This is a genomic window from Bacteroides gallinarum DSM 18171 = JCM 13658, from assembly GCF_000374365.1.
In the GTDB taxonomy this organism is placed as follows: domain Bacteria; phylum Bacteroidota; class Bacteroidia; order Bacteroidales; family Bacteroidaceae; genus Bacteroides; species Bacteroides gallinarum.
Genome location: NZ_KB894117.1, coordinates 1 through 14,610 on the forward strand (window position 1 = coordinate 1; position 14,610 = coordinate 14,610).

General features: G+C 49.4%; 14 protein-coding genes. 4 read left to right on the forward strand and 10 right to left on the reverse strand.

Annotated elements, in window-relative coordinates; translation table 11 throughout:
- Positions 1-70 precede the first annotated feature (70 nt).
- From C233_RS0102825 to C233_RS23980, 10 genes are all read right to left on the reverse strand, one after another.
- Positions 71-868, reverse strand: a complete 798-nt coding sequence (locus C233_RS0102825; protein WP_018665972.1) for a helix-turn-helix domain-containing protein — start codon at positions 866-868, stop codon at positions 71-73.
- Positions 869-931: 63 nt separating this feature from the next.
- The gene (locus tag C233_RS0102830; RefSeq protein ID WP_018665973.1) at positions 932-1,597 is read right to left on the reverse strand and encodes a flavodoxin; all 666 of its coding nucleotides are present in this window, start codon (positions 1,595-1,597) and stop codon (positions 932-934) included.
- On the reverse strand, positions 1,594-2,595 hold the full coding sequence (locus C233_RS0102835; protein WP_025068771.1) for an aldo/keto reductase: 1,002 nt from the start codon (positions 2,593-2,595) through the stop codon (positions 1,594-1,596). The genes C233_RS0102830 and C233_RS0102835 overlap by 4 nt, the downstream gene beginning before the upstream one ends.
- A gap of 3 nt (positions 2,596-2,598) precedes the next feature.
- On the reverse strand, positions 2,599-3,174 hold the full coding sequence (locus tag C233_RS0102840) for a flavodoxin (RefSeq protein ID WP_018665975.1): 576 nt from the start codon (positions 3,172-3,174) through the stop codon (positions 2,599-2,601).
- Between the two features lie 10 nt (positions 3,175-3,184).
- Positions 3,185-4,285, reverse strand: coding sequence for a carboxymuconolactone decarboxylase family protein (locus C233_RS0102845; protein WP_026314706.1), 1,101 nt, complete (start codon positions 4,283-4,285; stop codon positions 3,185-3,187).
- 312 nt (positions 4,286-4,597) lie between these two features.
- A complete protein-coding gene (locus C233_RS0102850; RefSeq protein WP_018665977.1) occupies positions 4,598-5,605 on the reverse strand; it encodes an inorganic phosphate transporter in 1,008 nt (335 codons plus the stop codon).
- Between the two features lie 15 nt (positions 5,606-5,620).
- Positions 5,621-6,268: a DUF47 domain-containing protein gene (locus C233_RS0102855; RefSeq protein ID WP_018665978.1), complete on the reverse strand. Its 648-nt coding sequence runs from the start codon at positions 6,266-6,268 to the stop codon at positions 5,621-5,623.
- An 11-nt stretch (positions 6,269-6,279) separates the two neighbouring features.
- Positions 6,280-6,921, reverse strand: a complete 642-nt coding sequence (locus C233_RS0102860; protein WP_018665979.1) for a DedA family protein — start codon at positions 6,919-6,921, stop codon at positions 6,280-6,282.
- Between the two features lie 92 nt (positions 6,922-7,013).
- Positions 7,014-7,553: a hypothetical protein gene (locus C233_RS0102865; protein WP_018665980.1), complete on the reverse strand. Its 540-nt coding sequence runs from the start codon at positions 7,551-7,553 to the stop codon at positions 7,014-7,016.
- A gap of 127 nt (positions 7,554-7,680) precedes the next feature.
- The gene (locus tag C233_RS23980; protein WP_018665981.1) at positions 7,681-8,106 is read right to left on the reverse strand and encodes a hypothetical protein; all 426 of its coding nucleotides are present in this window, start codon (positions 8,104-8,106) and stop codon (positions 7,681-7,683) included.
- Between the two features lie 346 nt (positions 8,107-8,452).
- Between C233_RS23980 and C233_RS0102875 the strand changes: the two genes are divergently transcribed.
- The 4 genes from C233_RS0102875 (at position 8,453) to C233_RS22215 (ending at position 14,261) form a co-directional block, all read left to right on the forward strand.
- Positions 8,453-9,259 carry a KilA-N domain-containing protein gene (locus C233_RS0102875; RefSeq protein WP_018665982.1) on the forward strand — a complete coding sequence of 269 codons (807 nt, stop codon included), beginning with the start codon at positions 8,453-8,455 and terminating at the stop codon, positions 9,257-9,259.
- 637 nt (positions 9,260-9,896) lie between these two features.
- Positions 9,897-10,880 (forward strand): DUF3575 domain-containing protein, encoded by a 984-nt coding sequence (locus C233_RS23190; protein ID WP_241217489.1) that lies wholly within the window; start codon positions 9,897-9,899, stop codon positions 10,878-10,880.
- The gene (locus tag C233_RS0102885; RefSeq protein WP_018665984.1) at positions 10,877-11,935 is read left to right on the forward strand and encodes a DUF6562 domain-containing protein; all 1,059 of its coding nucleotides are present in this window, start codon (positions 10,877-10,879) and stop codon (positions 11,933-11,935) included. Before C233_RS23190 ends, C233_RS0102885 begins: the two co-directional genes overlap by 4 nt.
- A gap of 76 nt (positions 11,936-12,011) precedes the next feature.
- A complete protein-coding gene (locus C233_RS22215) occupies positions 12,012-14,261 on the forward strand; it encodes a DUF6562 domain-containing protein (protein WP_128081911.1) in 2,250 nt (749 codons plus the stop codon).
- Positions 14,262-14,610: the final 349 nt, after the last annotated feature.

Sequence of the window (14,610 nt, forward strand, 5' to 3'; positions counted from 1 at the left end):
AAGATTGTGTGAGAAATTACAGGAATAGGACTATAAAAATGGCATATGAAGTGAGTATGCTCTATCATCTTCATATGCCATCTTGATTTTTAGGGACATTTACTGAATATCCCTTCTTGAAACCTACGTCCACGATGACGTCCTTGACCTTACGTCTCTGATGGACGATCATCTCGTGCGCCACTTCCAGCCGCTTGCGGATAATCCACTTCTGCGGGGTATCGTCGCTGACCTTTTTGAAGTCGCGCTTGAAAGTGGTCAGGCTGCGTCCGGTATAATTGGCCAGCTCCTCCAGCGAGAGGTCGTACATGTAGTTCTCGTTCATGAAGTCCAGAATGTCGATCTTCCACGGGTCGGCGAAGTCGAAGAGCGAGGCGTAGACGTTCCGGTCGGTATGAAGCACCGTGTAAAGCCCCTCGATGAGTTTGAGTTTCAGCCACGACTCTTGAGGCTGTTCGTCCGTGTCAAACCACGGATTAAGAGACTCGAACAGGCTCGCCACGTCCGGCCGGTGCGGCATCTTCATCACGCTGACCTTGCTCCTTTTTATCTGCTGCGGAACCTCTGCCGGGTCGAGCTTCTTGTAGAAGTCCAGCAGGAACTTGCGGTCGAAGAAGAGGGCGATGGACTGGTAGGTTCGCGTCTGCTTCGAGCAGTACTTGTTCATCGAGATACGGTTGTCCCGCCGGATGAAGACGCATTCTCCCTCGCGCACCACGGTCTTGCGCCCGTTCTCGAACAGTTCCAGTTCCCCGGAACAGATATACACCAAGTGGTGGGCCTTCACCTTGGCCTCGTGTACCGTGTCCACATCTTTCTTGAGATAAAAAAAGATATTGGAATAGTTTATGATGTCGTTCTCGCTCATGACAAACTCACTTTACAGATTGCAAAAATACTAAAATCCAGCATTATAGACAATCCTGCCAACTCATCTTTCCTTTCCACCTGCCATACCGATCCGCTCCAGCCAGTCGGACAGCAGAGCACGTGCCTGGTTCGTCTGGGACGAATATACCTGCAATGCCTCCGTCAGCAGGGCTTCCGGGCAGATACGGTGTGCGTCCGCAACGGTCTGGTCGATGCCGCTGCTGGCCGTCGAGCAGACAAGTGCCAACGTCTTGCCCGCCAGTTTGTCCCGGTGCTTGTGCAGGAATCCTTGTGTCGGGGTGGACATGCGCGCTCCCCACAACGGGTAGCAGAGGAACACGGCATCATAGTCATCGAAACTTTCGACCGTCGTATCGATTTCCGGGTAGATACCCGAATTTTCGATGGCCGCAAGCTCCTCCCTGTAACGCTGCGCCGTGGCCGAGTAATCGGGATAAGGGACAGCAGGGACGATTTCGACCATCTCCCCGTCCACCAGTTCCGCAAGGTCTCTGGCAATACGCTCGGAATTACCGCTCCATGAGTACCAGACTACGAGATAATTGCCCGTGATTGTTTCGGGATTGTCAGGGTCATCGGAATCTCCCGGCTGCGAAGGAATCTCCGTGTCGGGATTTCCGTTGTCGATTTCCGGTTCATCGCTGTCACAGGCAGCCATACCGACAGCCAGCACGATGGACGCAAAGAATAAAAAGAACTTTTTCATGATTTCTCCATATAATTCCTTAATCCGAACACGATGTCCTCGTCCGTGCGGTTGCCGTGGATTTCAATCCGGGCGAGCGCCGCCTCGATCTCGGCAAATTCGTCGGCGGTCAGTTCCACGCCGGCGGCTCCGAGGTTTTCCAGAATGCACTCCTCCTTGCGGGAACCGGGGATAGGGACGATGAAAGGTTGCTTCTCCAGCATCCACGCCAGCGAGATTTGCGCGGGTGTGGCCTCGTGGCGGGCGGCGTATTCACGGAGCAGGTCGAGCAACCGACGGTTGGCGCGGATGTTCTCATCCGTGTAGCGCGAGATGGAACGGCGCACGTCATCACCCTCGTATTTCTGTCCCTCCGTTATCCTGCCCGAAAGGAAACCTCCGGCAAGCGGGCTGAACGGCACGAAGCCGATGCCCAGCTCCTCGCACACGGGAAGCACCTCGGTTTCCACGGAGCGCTCCATGATGGAATACTCGCTCTGTATGGCCGTGAGCGGCGTCACGGCATGAGCACGGCGGATTTCATCCGGGGTGGGCATGGACTGTCCCCACGCAAGAATTTTGCCCTCGCGTATCAGTTCGCCCATGCAGTCGGCCACCTCTTCCGGGGTGACGACACGGCTGACGCGGTGCTGGTAGTAGAGGTCGATGTGGTCCGTTCCCAGTCGCCGGAGCGACGCCTCCAGGTGCTGCCGGATTTCTGCCGGGGTGTATTCCTGCGGCACCAGCCGGTCTCCCTCTATTTTCGGGCCGCCAAATTTCGTGGCGATGACCACCTTGTTGCGGAAAGGTGCGACGGCTTCACCCAACAGTCTCTCGTTATCCCCCGCGCCGTATCCTTCGGCCGTGTCGAAGAAGGTGCACCCACCCTGCTCGTAGGCATAACGGATCAGGCGGACAACCTCCTGCCGTTCGGGAACGGCCCCGTAACCGTGACTCATGCCCATGCAGCCGTAACCCACGGCTGAAACTTCCAGCTCTCTTAATTTTCTATATCTCATAATTTATTTCTTGTTTAGGTTTATTTGTTCCAACCATTTTCTCACTTCATCATCAAACCCACCGCGGCTGCCGTAGAGCGACAGACCTTTCGAAAACCCGGCACGCGGGGCCAGCTTTTTCATGTCTGTAAAACTGCTTCCTGCACCGCCGCCCCCGTGCGTGACGAACGGAATAATCCGTTTTCTGGAAAGGTCATGACCGGAAAGGAATGTCTTTACCGGCGGGGCGATCGTTCCGCTCCAGATGGGCGAGCCGAGGAAGATGATGTCGTAATCGGCGATGTTGTCCATTTTCTTTTTCAACGGACGTACACGGTTCTCACGCTTGTCGGTACGGTATTCTTCCACGCAGGCGGAATAGTCCGTGGGATAAGGGTTCTGCAACTCGATTTCGAATAGCTCGGCCTGTGTTTCGGATTGAATCTTTTTTGCCACCGCCTCCGTGTTGCCCGACCATGAGTAATAGACAACGAGTATTTTCTGCGGTCTCATGCTCTTTGAAGTGTCTTGTTGCGCAGCGGCTTCACCGTATCCGAATACCGCCAGCACGAGCGATAAAATAATTCCTATAATTCTCATATACTTGTATTCATTTGGTTGCTTCTTTGTATTCGGAATCGGTAACGGGTGTCGTCCATGTCGCGTTGCTGCCGTCCTTCATGTTGGAGATGGCGACATGCACGAACCGGGAATCGGGTGCCGCCCCGTGCCAGTGCTCTACTCCGGCAGGGATGTTGACCACGCTGCCGGCGGTCAGTCTCTGTGCAGCTTTGCCGCGCTCTTGATAATAGCCTTCCCCCTCGGTGCAGAGCAAGACCTGCCCTAACGGATGAGTGTGCCAGTTGGTACGTCCGCCCGGAAAGAATGTAACTTGCGCTATACCGTACAAGTTCTCTATTTCATCCGGCATGACGAGCGGTTGTACCTGTACCTCCCCCGCAAAGTAGGCTCCGGAACCGATGTCCCCCTTTCCGAACATGGCGTCACTTCGTCCCGGAGCTTCGCCTTCGAGTATCTTCAGTGCGTTTTCCGCGCGGGCTATTCCGGCGGCAGGACGGACTGTCTCGATAAGTTGCCGGAGCTGGCTGTCCGAGACGCCCGTGTTCCGGCACATGCTGATATGCGACTGCAGCATCGGCTCCACGCCGGGCATGGCTGTCAGGGCGGCTACCGTGGCCAGTTCCCGATCCGAGTGGCTCAACACGCCCCGGTGGAAAATGTCCGCGAAAAGGTGTTCTTTCAGGAAACTCTCGATGCCCGGAGCGAAGGCATATACGCCGGCAGGTGCTCCGGATTCCGCTTTCGTCAGCTCGCCGAGCGTCGCCCTGCCCAGTTCATACTTGCCTTCCGTGGGGACGGCCCGCGGCTCCTCGCCGACAGGATCGGTGATTCCCGCCGCTTTACGTTCATCCACGACCTGCATGAAGGTCGTCAAGCCCTGAAGACTGCGCGGGAAGCCGCAATAGGCATACATCTGGATAAGAACCTCCTTGATTTCATTGATTGTCAGTCCGGATTCCAATCCCTCGTTCAGTGCCGTTTTCAGCACGTCCAGATTGCCGGTCGCCGTGTTAGCGGCAATAAGAACAATCGAATGTTGTCTCGAATCCAATTTTTCCATTGTCTGTGACCTTAAATTACCGGTACCGAGACTTACCAGCCCCAATACCAACAAAACTATTCCCTTCATAACTTCTGTTTTTTGTTGCAAAGGTAGGGGGATAATTTCCAACGGACTTTGCTGTAAAGACCTTTTTACTTTGCCTTGAAGTCCATTTTCAAATTATATATGCCTATACGGTATTTCAATGGAAAAAGACATGAAGTCACGGCCGGAGAAGATAGCGGCCTTCACGGGAAGTAACGAGAACGGATAATAAAACAGGCTGCCTGAACTTTGCAGACAGCCTGTTTTACTCGTACTGCCATTCGAAACCTTTTCGAATGGGCGGTTCCCTCAAGAGGCAAAAAACTTATCGAACAGCCTCCTTCTAAACGAAAGTTATCCGAACAGGAGATAAATCACCGCGGCCAACAGGGCACTGACCGGGATAGTCAGCACCCAGGCCACTACCAGGCTCCGGGTTACTCCCCAGCGGACCGCCGACAGGCGCTTGGTAGCACCCACACCGATGATAGCCCCGGTGATGGTATGCGTGGTGCTGACAGGGATTTTGAGAAATTCCGTCAAATAAAGTGTGAAGGCCCCGGCCGTTTCCGCCACCACCCCTTCAAGGGGCGTCACACGGGTGATACGGTTCCCCATTGTCTTGACAATCTTCCAGCCCCCGGACATGGTTCCGAGCGATATGGCGGTGAAGCAGGAGAACGCCACCCAGTTGGGCAAATCCTCGATGCTATCGATGCCCATGCCCAATCCCTCGGAGTGGGAGCAGATCAGGGCGGCGGCAATGATACCCATCACCTTCTGCGAGTCGTTCAAGCCGTGCCCGATACTGAACAGGGCGGAGGAAGCGAGCTGCAATCTCTTGAACCACACTTCGGCCGTGTGGGGACGGGCCCGGCGGCACAGGTGGAGTACCAGCAGGGTGAAACCGAAGGCCATGACCATACCGATAACGGGAGCCAGGAAGATGAACGCCGCGATTTTCAGGATGATGCCCGCCTGGATGGACTGGAAACCGCTGGCCATGATGGCCGCCCCGGCAAAACCGCCGATAAGCGTGTGCGAGGAGGACGAGGGGATGCCCTTCCACCAGGTGAACAGGTTCCAGAGAATGGCGGCAACCAGCCCGGAAAGGATGACCGGTAAGGTTATGTATTGCTCGAACACCGTCTTGGAAACGGTGTTGGCAATGCCGAAACCGCCGATGATGTACTTGGCAATGAAGAACGCCACGAAATTGAAGAACGCCGCCCACAGGACGGCCTGGAACGGGGTGAGAACCTTGGTCGAGACGATGGTGGCGATGGAGTTGGCCGCGTCGTGAAAACCGTTGATATAGTCGAACAGCAATGCCAGGACGATGATTATTACTAACAATTCCATAGGAGACCGTTCCGTTTAGGCATATTTGACAATCAGGTTTTTCAGGGCCTTGCCCACACGTTCGGCGGCATCCGTCGTTTTTTCCAGCTCCTGCATCACTTCCTTTATCTTGATAATCTCGATACAGTCCTTTTCTTCCCGGAACAGCCGGGTGATGAACTGCTCGTAAATATCGTCCGCGCGGTTCTCCACCTCGTGCAACCGGAAACAGTAGTCACTCAACCGCTCCGGGTCCTTCCTGAAGGTTTCCAGTTCCTCCACGGCCCCCACGATACACGAGGCGGCCTGTCCTATCAGGCCGGCAAGCTCCTTGCCGCTTTCGGGAATGGTGTCGGGATTGTAAATAGTGATGCGTTTGGAAGAACTGTTGATGTAGTCCGTCACGTCGTCGATGGAAGCGGCAAGGTCGTGGATATCCTCCCGGTCGAAAGGGGTAATGAACGTCTTGCCGAGTTCCTTGAAGATCCGGTTTATCAGCCGGTCTCCCTCAAGTTCCACGTCCTTGATCCTCCGGTTGTATTCAGCCCTTTTCTCCGAGGAAACGTGCCCGAGGCTTTCGGTCAGCAGTTCGGAAGCGGACAACACGGTGTGTGACAAGTCCCGCAACATCGGAAAGAATTTGACCTCTTTGGGGACGAAACAGTTTAACAGCGAATTTTTCATAATCGGATTTTCTATTTGTTATTTTTCAGTTTGACTCTCAATACTTCAATCACTCCCGGCAGCAGGGAAACGACGATGATGGCCACCAGCAGCAGGTGCAGGTTATCCTGTACCACGGGGAGGTCGCCGAAGAAATAACCGGCAAGGCAGAACAGGCCTATCCACAACATGCCGCCGACAAGATTGTACAGCATGAAATAATAGTAATTCATTTTTCCCATGCCTGCCACGAATGGGGCAAAAGTACGCACGATGGGGACAAAACGGGCGATGATAATAGTCTTCCCGCCGTATTTCCTGAAAAACTCGTGTGTCTTTTCCAGGTGGCTCTGCTTGAAAATCCTGGAGCGGGGATTGCCGAACAGCCTTTCCCCGAAGAAACGGCCGATCATGTAATTGCAGGAATCGCCCAAGACGGCGGCTGCAAACAGGATAAGCATCAGCAGCCCGACGCGCAGGGGGACATCGGGCATGGCCGTGACGGCCCCCGCCACGAACAGGAGTGAATCTCCCGGAAGAAACGGCGTCACCACCAGTCCTGTCTCGCAAAAGATGATAAGGAACAGGATGGCATACGTCCAAAGGTGATACTCCTGCACAATGCTTACCAGATACTTGTCGATATGCAGGATAAAATCAATTAGAAACTCCATAATGCTATCTTTCAGTATTGTTATGGCTAATGGTATTTCCTAAATGCCAACAAAATAATGACAATCGATTTTTTCTCGTGATCCGGTGGCAATCAGAAATTGCCGGCCTGCAGGTTGTCGAGGAACGCCTCCGCCTCGTTTCCCGTGTAGTAGAAGATGGAAGATGCGGTCTCGTAAGTGTAAGGGACGTACCGGGACAGTTGCACGGCGGCAAACCTGCGGTCCCGGGAGGCCATGTAATCCAACCTCGCGTTCCCCTCCGTTTTCACCGCTATTCCCTTGGGGGATGCGAAATCTTTCGTTTCAAGTATCGCGCGCAAATCGGACAGCCTGTCCGCGCTCAAGAAACGGCTTCCTTTCTTCACCACGCTGCCGGTCGGTGCGTAAATCAGATGCTTGCTCCCTTTCAGCAGCCGGATAAAGCCGACAATGGCAAGAAGGGAGCCGCAGACCAGTGACAACGGGCCTAAAACAGAGGACGCGTCGTCCGTTTTCAGGGAATAAAGCAGGACAACGGCCCCTGCCACGCAGAGGAAGACGGATACGAGGACGGATGAAATATCGGTAGTTTTCTTAATATCGGGGTGTGCCGTCGAAAACAATGTTTCGGCAGCGGAAGTAACTTGCTCCATAATATGATTGAGTTTTTATTTTTTGCTTGTTTAAATGTTTGATTGTTCGCGGAAAAAAGGGTATGTACCTTTCAATTTCGGGCACAATCCACCCTTTCATAAAGTAAAAACGGCAAAAAATAAAACGCTAAATAAGGATACGCCTCATTCCGAAGATATAATGGTCGCAGGCATCGTTCCAACTGAAACAGCGGGACGTGTCATACACATGGGTATGGCTGCAAGTCAGGTTAGCCATGCAAACCGCCATATTACGTAACAAGAGCCTGAAGGAATGAAATGTTTTGAAGGATGTAAACCGATATATGCTTTTTACCGGCGCGTTAATGCGCCAAGGCATGTGGTGGATTTCGCCGGTGATATCGGACAGTCTTTTCTCTTCACTATTCAGGATATAGACCTCCATATCGGTTTCCCTGTCGGCACCCTCGGTCAGGGCCGGTATGCCGCACTCCCTCTCCGTTGAGACATCGCCGGAGGGGGTATGCACTGACTTGCCGTAAAACAACACGACCGACAGCATCAACAATATGACTGCTATATACCCTTTCATTCTATTCTTTTACGGGGTACAAAATTAGTAATTAGATGGAAAATATTCCGTTTCTTATGATAAATTTAACAAATCTGAAAAACACTCTCTCTGAACATACCTCTTCCGATGGGAAAATGCTCCCATAAGCGGGTACAACTAATTTGTACAAGAACTCCCCAAAAGTATAGTTTTCAACACAAAAAGAGGTGATATCATGGAAACCAAGATAGAGGCGGCAAACCGGATCGCAAGGTATCTTTCAATATTAACATTGGACTTCCAGTCGTAAATAGTTCTTTTCAAGGGAAATAATTTAATGAATTGTAGTACCTTTACAACGAGAATCGAATAATTATCATATAGAATGGCGAAAATCATAGTAAAAGACACAAGTGTTACGGTTATATCAGTTAACGAGAATGACTATATCAGCTTGACAGACATAGCGAAATACAAAAGCGATGATCCGACTGCGGTCATCGGAAACTGGCTGCGTAACCGAAATACGATAGAATATCTTGGTATTTGGGAGAGTTTATACAACCCGGATTTTAAACCCCTCGAATTCGAGGGGTTTAAAAAGGAAGCCGGCCTAAACGCCTTTACCTTGTCGCCGACAAAATGGATAAACGCGACAAACGCAATAGGAATACTATCCAAATCGGGGCGCTACGGCGGAACTTACGCCCATAAGGATATAGCGTTTAAATTTGCGAGTTGGATTTCCGTCGAGTTTGAACTGTATATTATAAAAGAGTTCCAACGGCTGAAGACCGAGGAGCAACGGCAACTCGGTTGGTCTGCGAAGCGGGAACTGTCGAAAATCAACTACCGCATACACACCGATGCCATAAAGCAAAACCTTATCCCGGCAGAGGTTACACCGGCACAGGCAAGTATCATCTACGCCAACGAGGCAGACGTGCTGAACGTGGCGATGTTCGGCATGACTGCAAAGCAATGGAGAGAGGCAAACCCGGATTTGAAAGGAAATATCCGGGACTATGCCACTATCAACGAGCTTATATGTTTGTCGAACATGGAAAACTTAAATGCCGTGTTCATCGAGCAAGGTATATCACAAGGTGAAAGGCTTGTAAAACTCAACCAGATAGCCATTCATCAAATGGGAGTACTGGAGAGCGGCGGCGAACGTAGGCTGTTAAAATAAAACACATGAAAGAATTGTAAACTGGGCAAGCCATTGGACAAGTGGAGATTGGTGCAAAGGAAAGAAAAAGTACACCAAAAATTGTGTCGGGTATGTAATGAATAAAGAACAAAAGAGTTCCTGGCGAAATATAAAGCAGTTTTCCCAAAGACTGGAAGATGCCCAACTATCTCTAAAACGATACTTTAGGAAGAAAAAATCATAAAAAGCCACAGCTAATCCAAATAAAAGCACTATCTTTGCAGTAAGGTATGGCGTATGCTGTACCCGTACATAAGTTTATAAAAAGAGGCGTTATGTCTTCTTCTTGTGTGATTAAAGCTTAGGAAACTGTAAATCACGAATGCAAGAGTTGGCGTAATGGTCTCCACGCATATGGCGTGGGGCTGTTATTACCATATCTTCATTCAAGGGTATTCCTAAGCACCCAATCACAGAGATGTGGCATACAGTTCCACGCTTCTGTGTATAATTAAGAACAAAAAGGTCTTCGAGGAACTGGAACGACTGCATTGACAGCGTATGCAAAAACCATGTTCCTCTAAATATAATAACGGACTCCAGGCAGGGAATGATCGTATTCTTTGCCTGGAGTCCGTTGTTTTATCTCGCAATCATCTACTTAATCAATAAATCCATGAAAATCAATAAAAGAAGTATAATACTATTGTTCTTGTTGTTCAGTATGGGTGTCGTGTATTTTTCGTGGGACTGCCTGAAATCGCGGATAGAAAACTCGGAATTACAAGGTAAGGATGAGGTAATAGCCATATTGGAGGAAGAAAGTAGACGGGCAGCCGATCGCCATTCCGACACGTATCCAGATAACCGTGCCGCAAAGTTGAAACAACTGAATGACGGTAAAGTATGGCAGCAGATGAACAATCTCTTTTTCGACCGTATGCGAAATGCTCATGCCGCGTTCATCACCTGCAAAAGGGAAATACCGCTCGTACCGGAGACTGTAACCGTCATTCCCGACACGGTAGCCATCGAGCCTGAACCCACCATCGAGGCCGTGGCGGTAGTCCCCGATACCGTGACGGTCGCAGAGACCATTGTTCCAAAAGCAGAAGAATGGACGCGCCACCTGCACCTGAAAACTAATATAGCAGGTTTGAGCATGGCTATCGCCAACGTTGCTGTCGAAGTGGATTTGGCGAAACATTGGTCATTCACGCTCCCCGTGTATTACTCGGCATGGGATTATTTCAAGTCCACTATCAAGTTCCGCACGTTTGCCGTCCAGCCGGAGTTGCGCTATTGGCCGTCGGGGGACAACGGCAAATTCTTTGCCGGAGCACATTTCGGGTTGGCATACTACAATTTTACCGCCAACGGCGATTACCGTTATCAAGACCATGACAGAAATACTCCCGCTATCGGCGGTGGAGTAAGTGTCGGCTATCGGCTGCCTATCAGCAAAGATTATCGTTGGAGAGTGGAATTTTCAATTGGAGCCGGTGCATATTCGCTGTATTACGATAAATTCCACAACACCCCGAACACGAAAGACGGACTTATGGTAGAGAGCGTGAAGAAGACCTATTGGGGTATCGACCAGGTGGCGGTGTCATTCTCGTACACGTTTGATTTGAGGGAGAAAGGAGGCAAGCGATGAAAAAATTACTATACCTGATTATATATCTGCCGTTGATATTGTTGACTGCCTGTGACGTGCACGAGTGGCCAGAATTGCCGGAGCGTATGCCTTTGCATTTGAAGTTGAGCTACGAAAAGGACATGACTGTCTGGGAACATTTGCACGACGGGACGGACGTAATTGAACAGGGGCTGAGTGAAATATATGATAATTGTCGTGAATATGGTAAAATACGCTATATCATACGTGCCTATCCCATGTCGGGGCAACAGCGCACGGTGCAGGAGCATACCCAGGAGTTCGTATTTACAAAAGACATCGGAGAAGGTTACGAACATGACGTGACACTTGAATTGACACCGGGCAACTACAACATCATGGTATGGTCGGATTTGGTAGAAAGCGACGACAAAACTCCATATCATGATGCCAGCGACTTTGCCGCAATTAGCTTACAGGGCGACCATGAGGGCTGTAATGACTATCGTGATGCCTTCCGTGGTACCGGCAATATATCGTTGACGGCAAATGTTTCGGAACGAGTTGCCCCCACGCTTGAAATCACCATGCAACGCCCGCTTGCCAAATTCGAGATCGTCACGAACGATTTGGCAGAATTTATTGAAAAACAAACGCTGAGTATGGCCTCCCAGACCAACGGGACAAAACTTGCACCCAAAGAAGAACCGGCTACAAAAGTCCTTTTTGAAGATTGCAAAGTCGTGTTCTATTATATCGGGTTCGTGCCCGACACTTACAGTATGTTCACAGACAAACCGGTGAACTCCTCCACGGGGATAATGTTCCAATCTTCTTTGGAAAGGCTGACTACCGAAGAGGGTACATTGGGATTTGATTATGTATTCGTAAACGGCAAAGCGTCGGCGGTAACGGTACAGATCGGTATTTACGATAACGCAGGTACACAGCTTTCCCTGACAGGGCCGATAGAAGTGCCGCTTCAAAGGAGTCATCATACCGTTCTGCGTGGCAGGTTTCTGATGTCGGAGGCTTCGAGCAGTGTAACCATTGATCCCGGTTTCGACGGAGACCACAACTTGATTTTCCCTTGAATTGAATTTAGAGGTAGAAATGGATTGAAAAACAATTAAATAAACCTTTTTTGTTTAACAATAAACAGTTGAAAAAATGAACAGACATTTATTTTTTGGTGTGTTTGCGGCAGTCGGTATGCTACTGGCAACATCATGTTCGAAAGACGAACTGGGAACAAACCAATCGGGTGGTAATGAAGCGCGAATGACATTCGCAATCGGTCTTGAAAACGGTATAGATGTTCGCACCCGTGCCATCAGCGACGGTACAAGTGCGGACAAATTGGTGTATGCTGTTTACAACGAATCCGGCGAACTGATTGAGGGGCTTACCGGTTTCACTGACGGGCAGGTAACAAAGGAGAACGCATTCAGCAGTGGCAGTCTGACAGAGAACGTGACGCTCACTTTGGCCAAGGGACAGACTTACACGGTAGCATTTTGGGCGCAAGATGCAGATTGCAAGGCTTATAATACGAGTGATTTGACAAATATCACGGTAGACTATACCGGAACGAATAACGACGAGACGCGCGATGCGTTTTTCAAGGCTGAGACGTTTACAGTTACAGGGGATGAAACCATCAATGTAACGTTGAAACGTCCTTTTGCCCAGATTAATGTAGGCGTCACGCAGAACGATTGGGATGCTGCCGTTGCCTCTGGTATTGAAGTCAAGCAATCCAAGGTTGTTATCAAGAATGTTGCAACTACGATCAACCTGCTGACGGGAGCGACAAGCGGTTCACAGGAAATTACATACGCCCTTAATGCAATCCCCGAAGAAGAATTGAAGGTTGATACAGACAATGACGGTGAGAAAGAAACCTACAAATGGCTTTCCATGAGTTATATTCTGGTGGCCGACGAGAGTGGGGACGGTACAAGCCCGGCCACTTTGGAAAGCCTGGAATTCACCTTCAAACCCGAAACAGGAAACGAAATTGTTTTCAGTGAAGGTTTGAATAGCGTTCCTGTACAACGGAACTGGAGAACAAATATTCTCGGCCAGATATTGAGCAGTGATGTTCAATTCAATATAATGATTGATCCTGCCTATGATGACGATAACAACTTTTTCCTTGCGGGCGATGCCGAAACCTTGCGCCAAGTAGCAAAAACTGGCGGCTCTGTTACGCTGACAGAAAATGTGACTTTGGAACAGCCGCTTGTCGTGTCTGATGGAGTGTCGATGGAAATTAACCTCAATGGAAAAAACATCAGTAATGAAACTGGGATATGGAATGATGATAATTCACAGTGGTCGCTTATCGAAGTCAAGGGCGATCTTGTTATCAAAGGGAACGGTACATTGCAGGCTAAAGAAAACGATTGTTATGCCGTGGATGTGAAAGATGGCGGAAAGGTGATTATCGAGGGTGGAAATTATGTAGGGAATATTTCAGCGGTCTATGTCCATACGGGGACGGCAGAAATCAATGGCGGAACTTTCAGCATACAACAGACAGCTTCCGCTGGCAGTGAATATGCATTTGTTATCAATCTCTTCGATAAAAATCGTGAGAATGGCACGGCTTCTGCTGTAGTAAGGGGTGGAACATTCATTAACTTCAATCCTGCCGACTGTGCTGCCGAAGGTGAACATACCAACTTCGTGGCTAACGGTTATTCTTCGGTAAAAGTCAGCAACGATCCGGAGACCTATGAGGTCGTGAAAGGTGTAGCGGTAAGTTCCGTTGAGAATATTTCTGATGCCATTACCCAAGCCCTGCAAACCGAAACGAAGACCATTTATACCACTGCACCTCTTACCTTCTCGAAAGATACTAATATAGATGGACAAGGCGTTGCTATTGAGGGTTCTCCGGTGTATTTCAATGGGAATGCAACGGTTAAGAATATGGTATTTGCCAATGGTAACAATGACCAAGGAAAAGGTTCAGCAGTTTATGTAACTGCCGGAACGAGCAAGAAGATTACATTCGAGGGTTGCACGTTCACAAATGCCGAATGGGATGCTATCCAGTTGACGGATAAAGATATCGAATCGGTCACCATCAAGGATTGCACGTTCAAAAATACGGTTAAAGGCAATCGTTACATTCATCTCGAATTGAGAAACGGCGATCAGTACGCTGAAAATGCTTCTGCTAAATTGACTATAAGCGGGTGTACTTTTGAGAATATAACAAAAGATTATTGTTATGATTCAGCTATCACAATTACCGGGTTCAAATTCACAAACATGACCCTTACAAATAATACAGTAAAAGGTGCTGTTCCCGAAACGTTGAATAGCGATGTTATCTGGATATGTGACGGAAATAATTTCGGCAGCCTAATGTCTACAGATGATATTAGTAAGGCGTTTACTGTAAAGTAATATTACAGTTAAACTGAATTAGAAAATATAAATCAGAAAGTGGCGATCATAAACAATATGGTCGCCATTTTTTGTTATTCTATTATTCAACGTGTTCTGACAGCGACCGTATCCGGCTGTTTTTCTTATTACGACATTATCGTAAGCAATGAAACAGACGGTTGCGATAGTAAACAGCCAGATGCAGAGCAGACATATCCACATGAACAGGCAGCCATGACGGGAACGGTACGCCCACTGTATGCAATATAAAGGTATATCTTTACATACGATACCAGAACTTCCCGAAGTCTCTTTAGACGAACCGGAAATACCTTTTCCCCTCTGTTTCCGACCGAAGACATAGTCC

Excerpts from the sequence above, each read along its gene's own strand:
- C233_RS0102825 (WP_018665972.1), bottom strand. The coding sequence starts at position 868 with ATGAGCGAGAACGACATCATAAACTATTCCAATATCTTTTTTTATCTC.
- C233_RS0102830 (WP_018665973.1), bottom strand. The coding sequence starts at position 1,597 with ATGAAAAAGTTCTTTTTATTCTTTGCGTCCATCGTGCTGGCTGTCGGT.
- C233_RS0102835 (WP_025068771.1), bottom strand. The coding sequence starts at position 2,595 with ATGAGATATAGAAAATTAAGAGAGCTGGAAGTTTCAGCCGTGGGTTAC.
- C233_RS0102840 (WP_018665975.1), bottom strand. The coding sequence starts at position 3,174 with ATGAGAATTATAGGAATTATTTTATCGCTCGTGCTGGCGGTATTCGGA.
- C233_RS0102845 (WP_026314706.1), bottom strand. The coding sequence starts at position 4,285 with ATGAAGGGAATAGTTTTGTTGGTATTGGGGCTGGTAAGTCTCGGTACC.
- C233_RS0102850 (WP_018665977.1), bottom strand. The coding sequence starts at position 5,605 with ATGGAATTGTTAGTAATAATCATCGTCCTGGCATTGCTGTTCGACTAT.
- C233_RS0102855 (WP_018665978.1), bottom strand. The coding sequence starts at position 6,268 with ATGAAAAATTCGCTGTTAAACTGTTTCGTCCCCAAAGAGGTCAAATTC.
- C233_RS0102860 (WP_018665979.1), bottom strand. The coding sequence starts at position 6,921 with ATGGAGTTTCTAATTGATTTTATCCTGCATATCGACAAGTATCTGGTA.
- C233_RS0102865 (WP_018665980.1), bottom strand. The coding sequence starts at position 7,553 with ATGGAGCAAGTTACTTCCGCTGCCGAAACATTGTTTTCGACGGCACAC.
- C233_RS23980 (WP_018665981.1), bottom strand. The coding sequence starts at position 8,106 with ATGAAAGGGTATATAGCAGTCATATTGTTGATGCTGTCGGTCGTGTTG.
- C233_RS0102875 (WP_018665982.1), top strand. The coding sequence starts at position 8,453 with ATGGCGAAAATCATAGTAAAAGACACAAGTGTTACGGTTATATCAGTT.
- C233_RS23190 (WP_241217489.1), top strand. The coding sequence starts at position 9,897 with ATGAAAATCAATAAAAGAAGTATAATACTATTGTTCTTGTTGTTCAGT.
- C233_RS0102885 (WP_018665984.1), top strand. The coding sequence starts at position 10,877 with ATGAAAAAATTACTATACCTGATTATATATCTGCCGTTGATATTGTTG.
- C233_RS22215 (WP_128081911.1), top strand. The coding sequence starts at position 12,012 with ATGAACAGACATTTATTTTTTGGTGTGTTTGCGGCAGTCGGTATGCTA.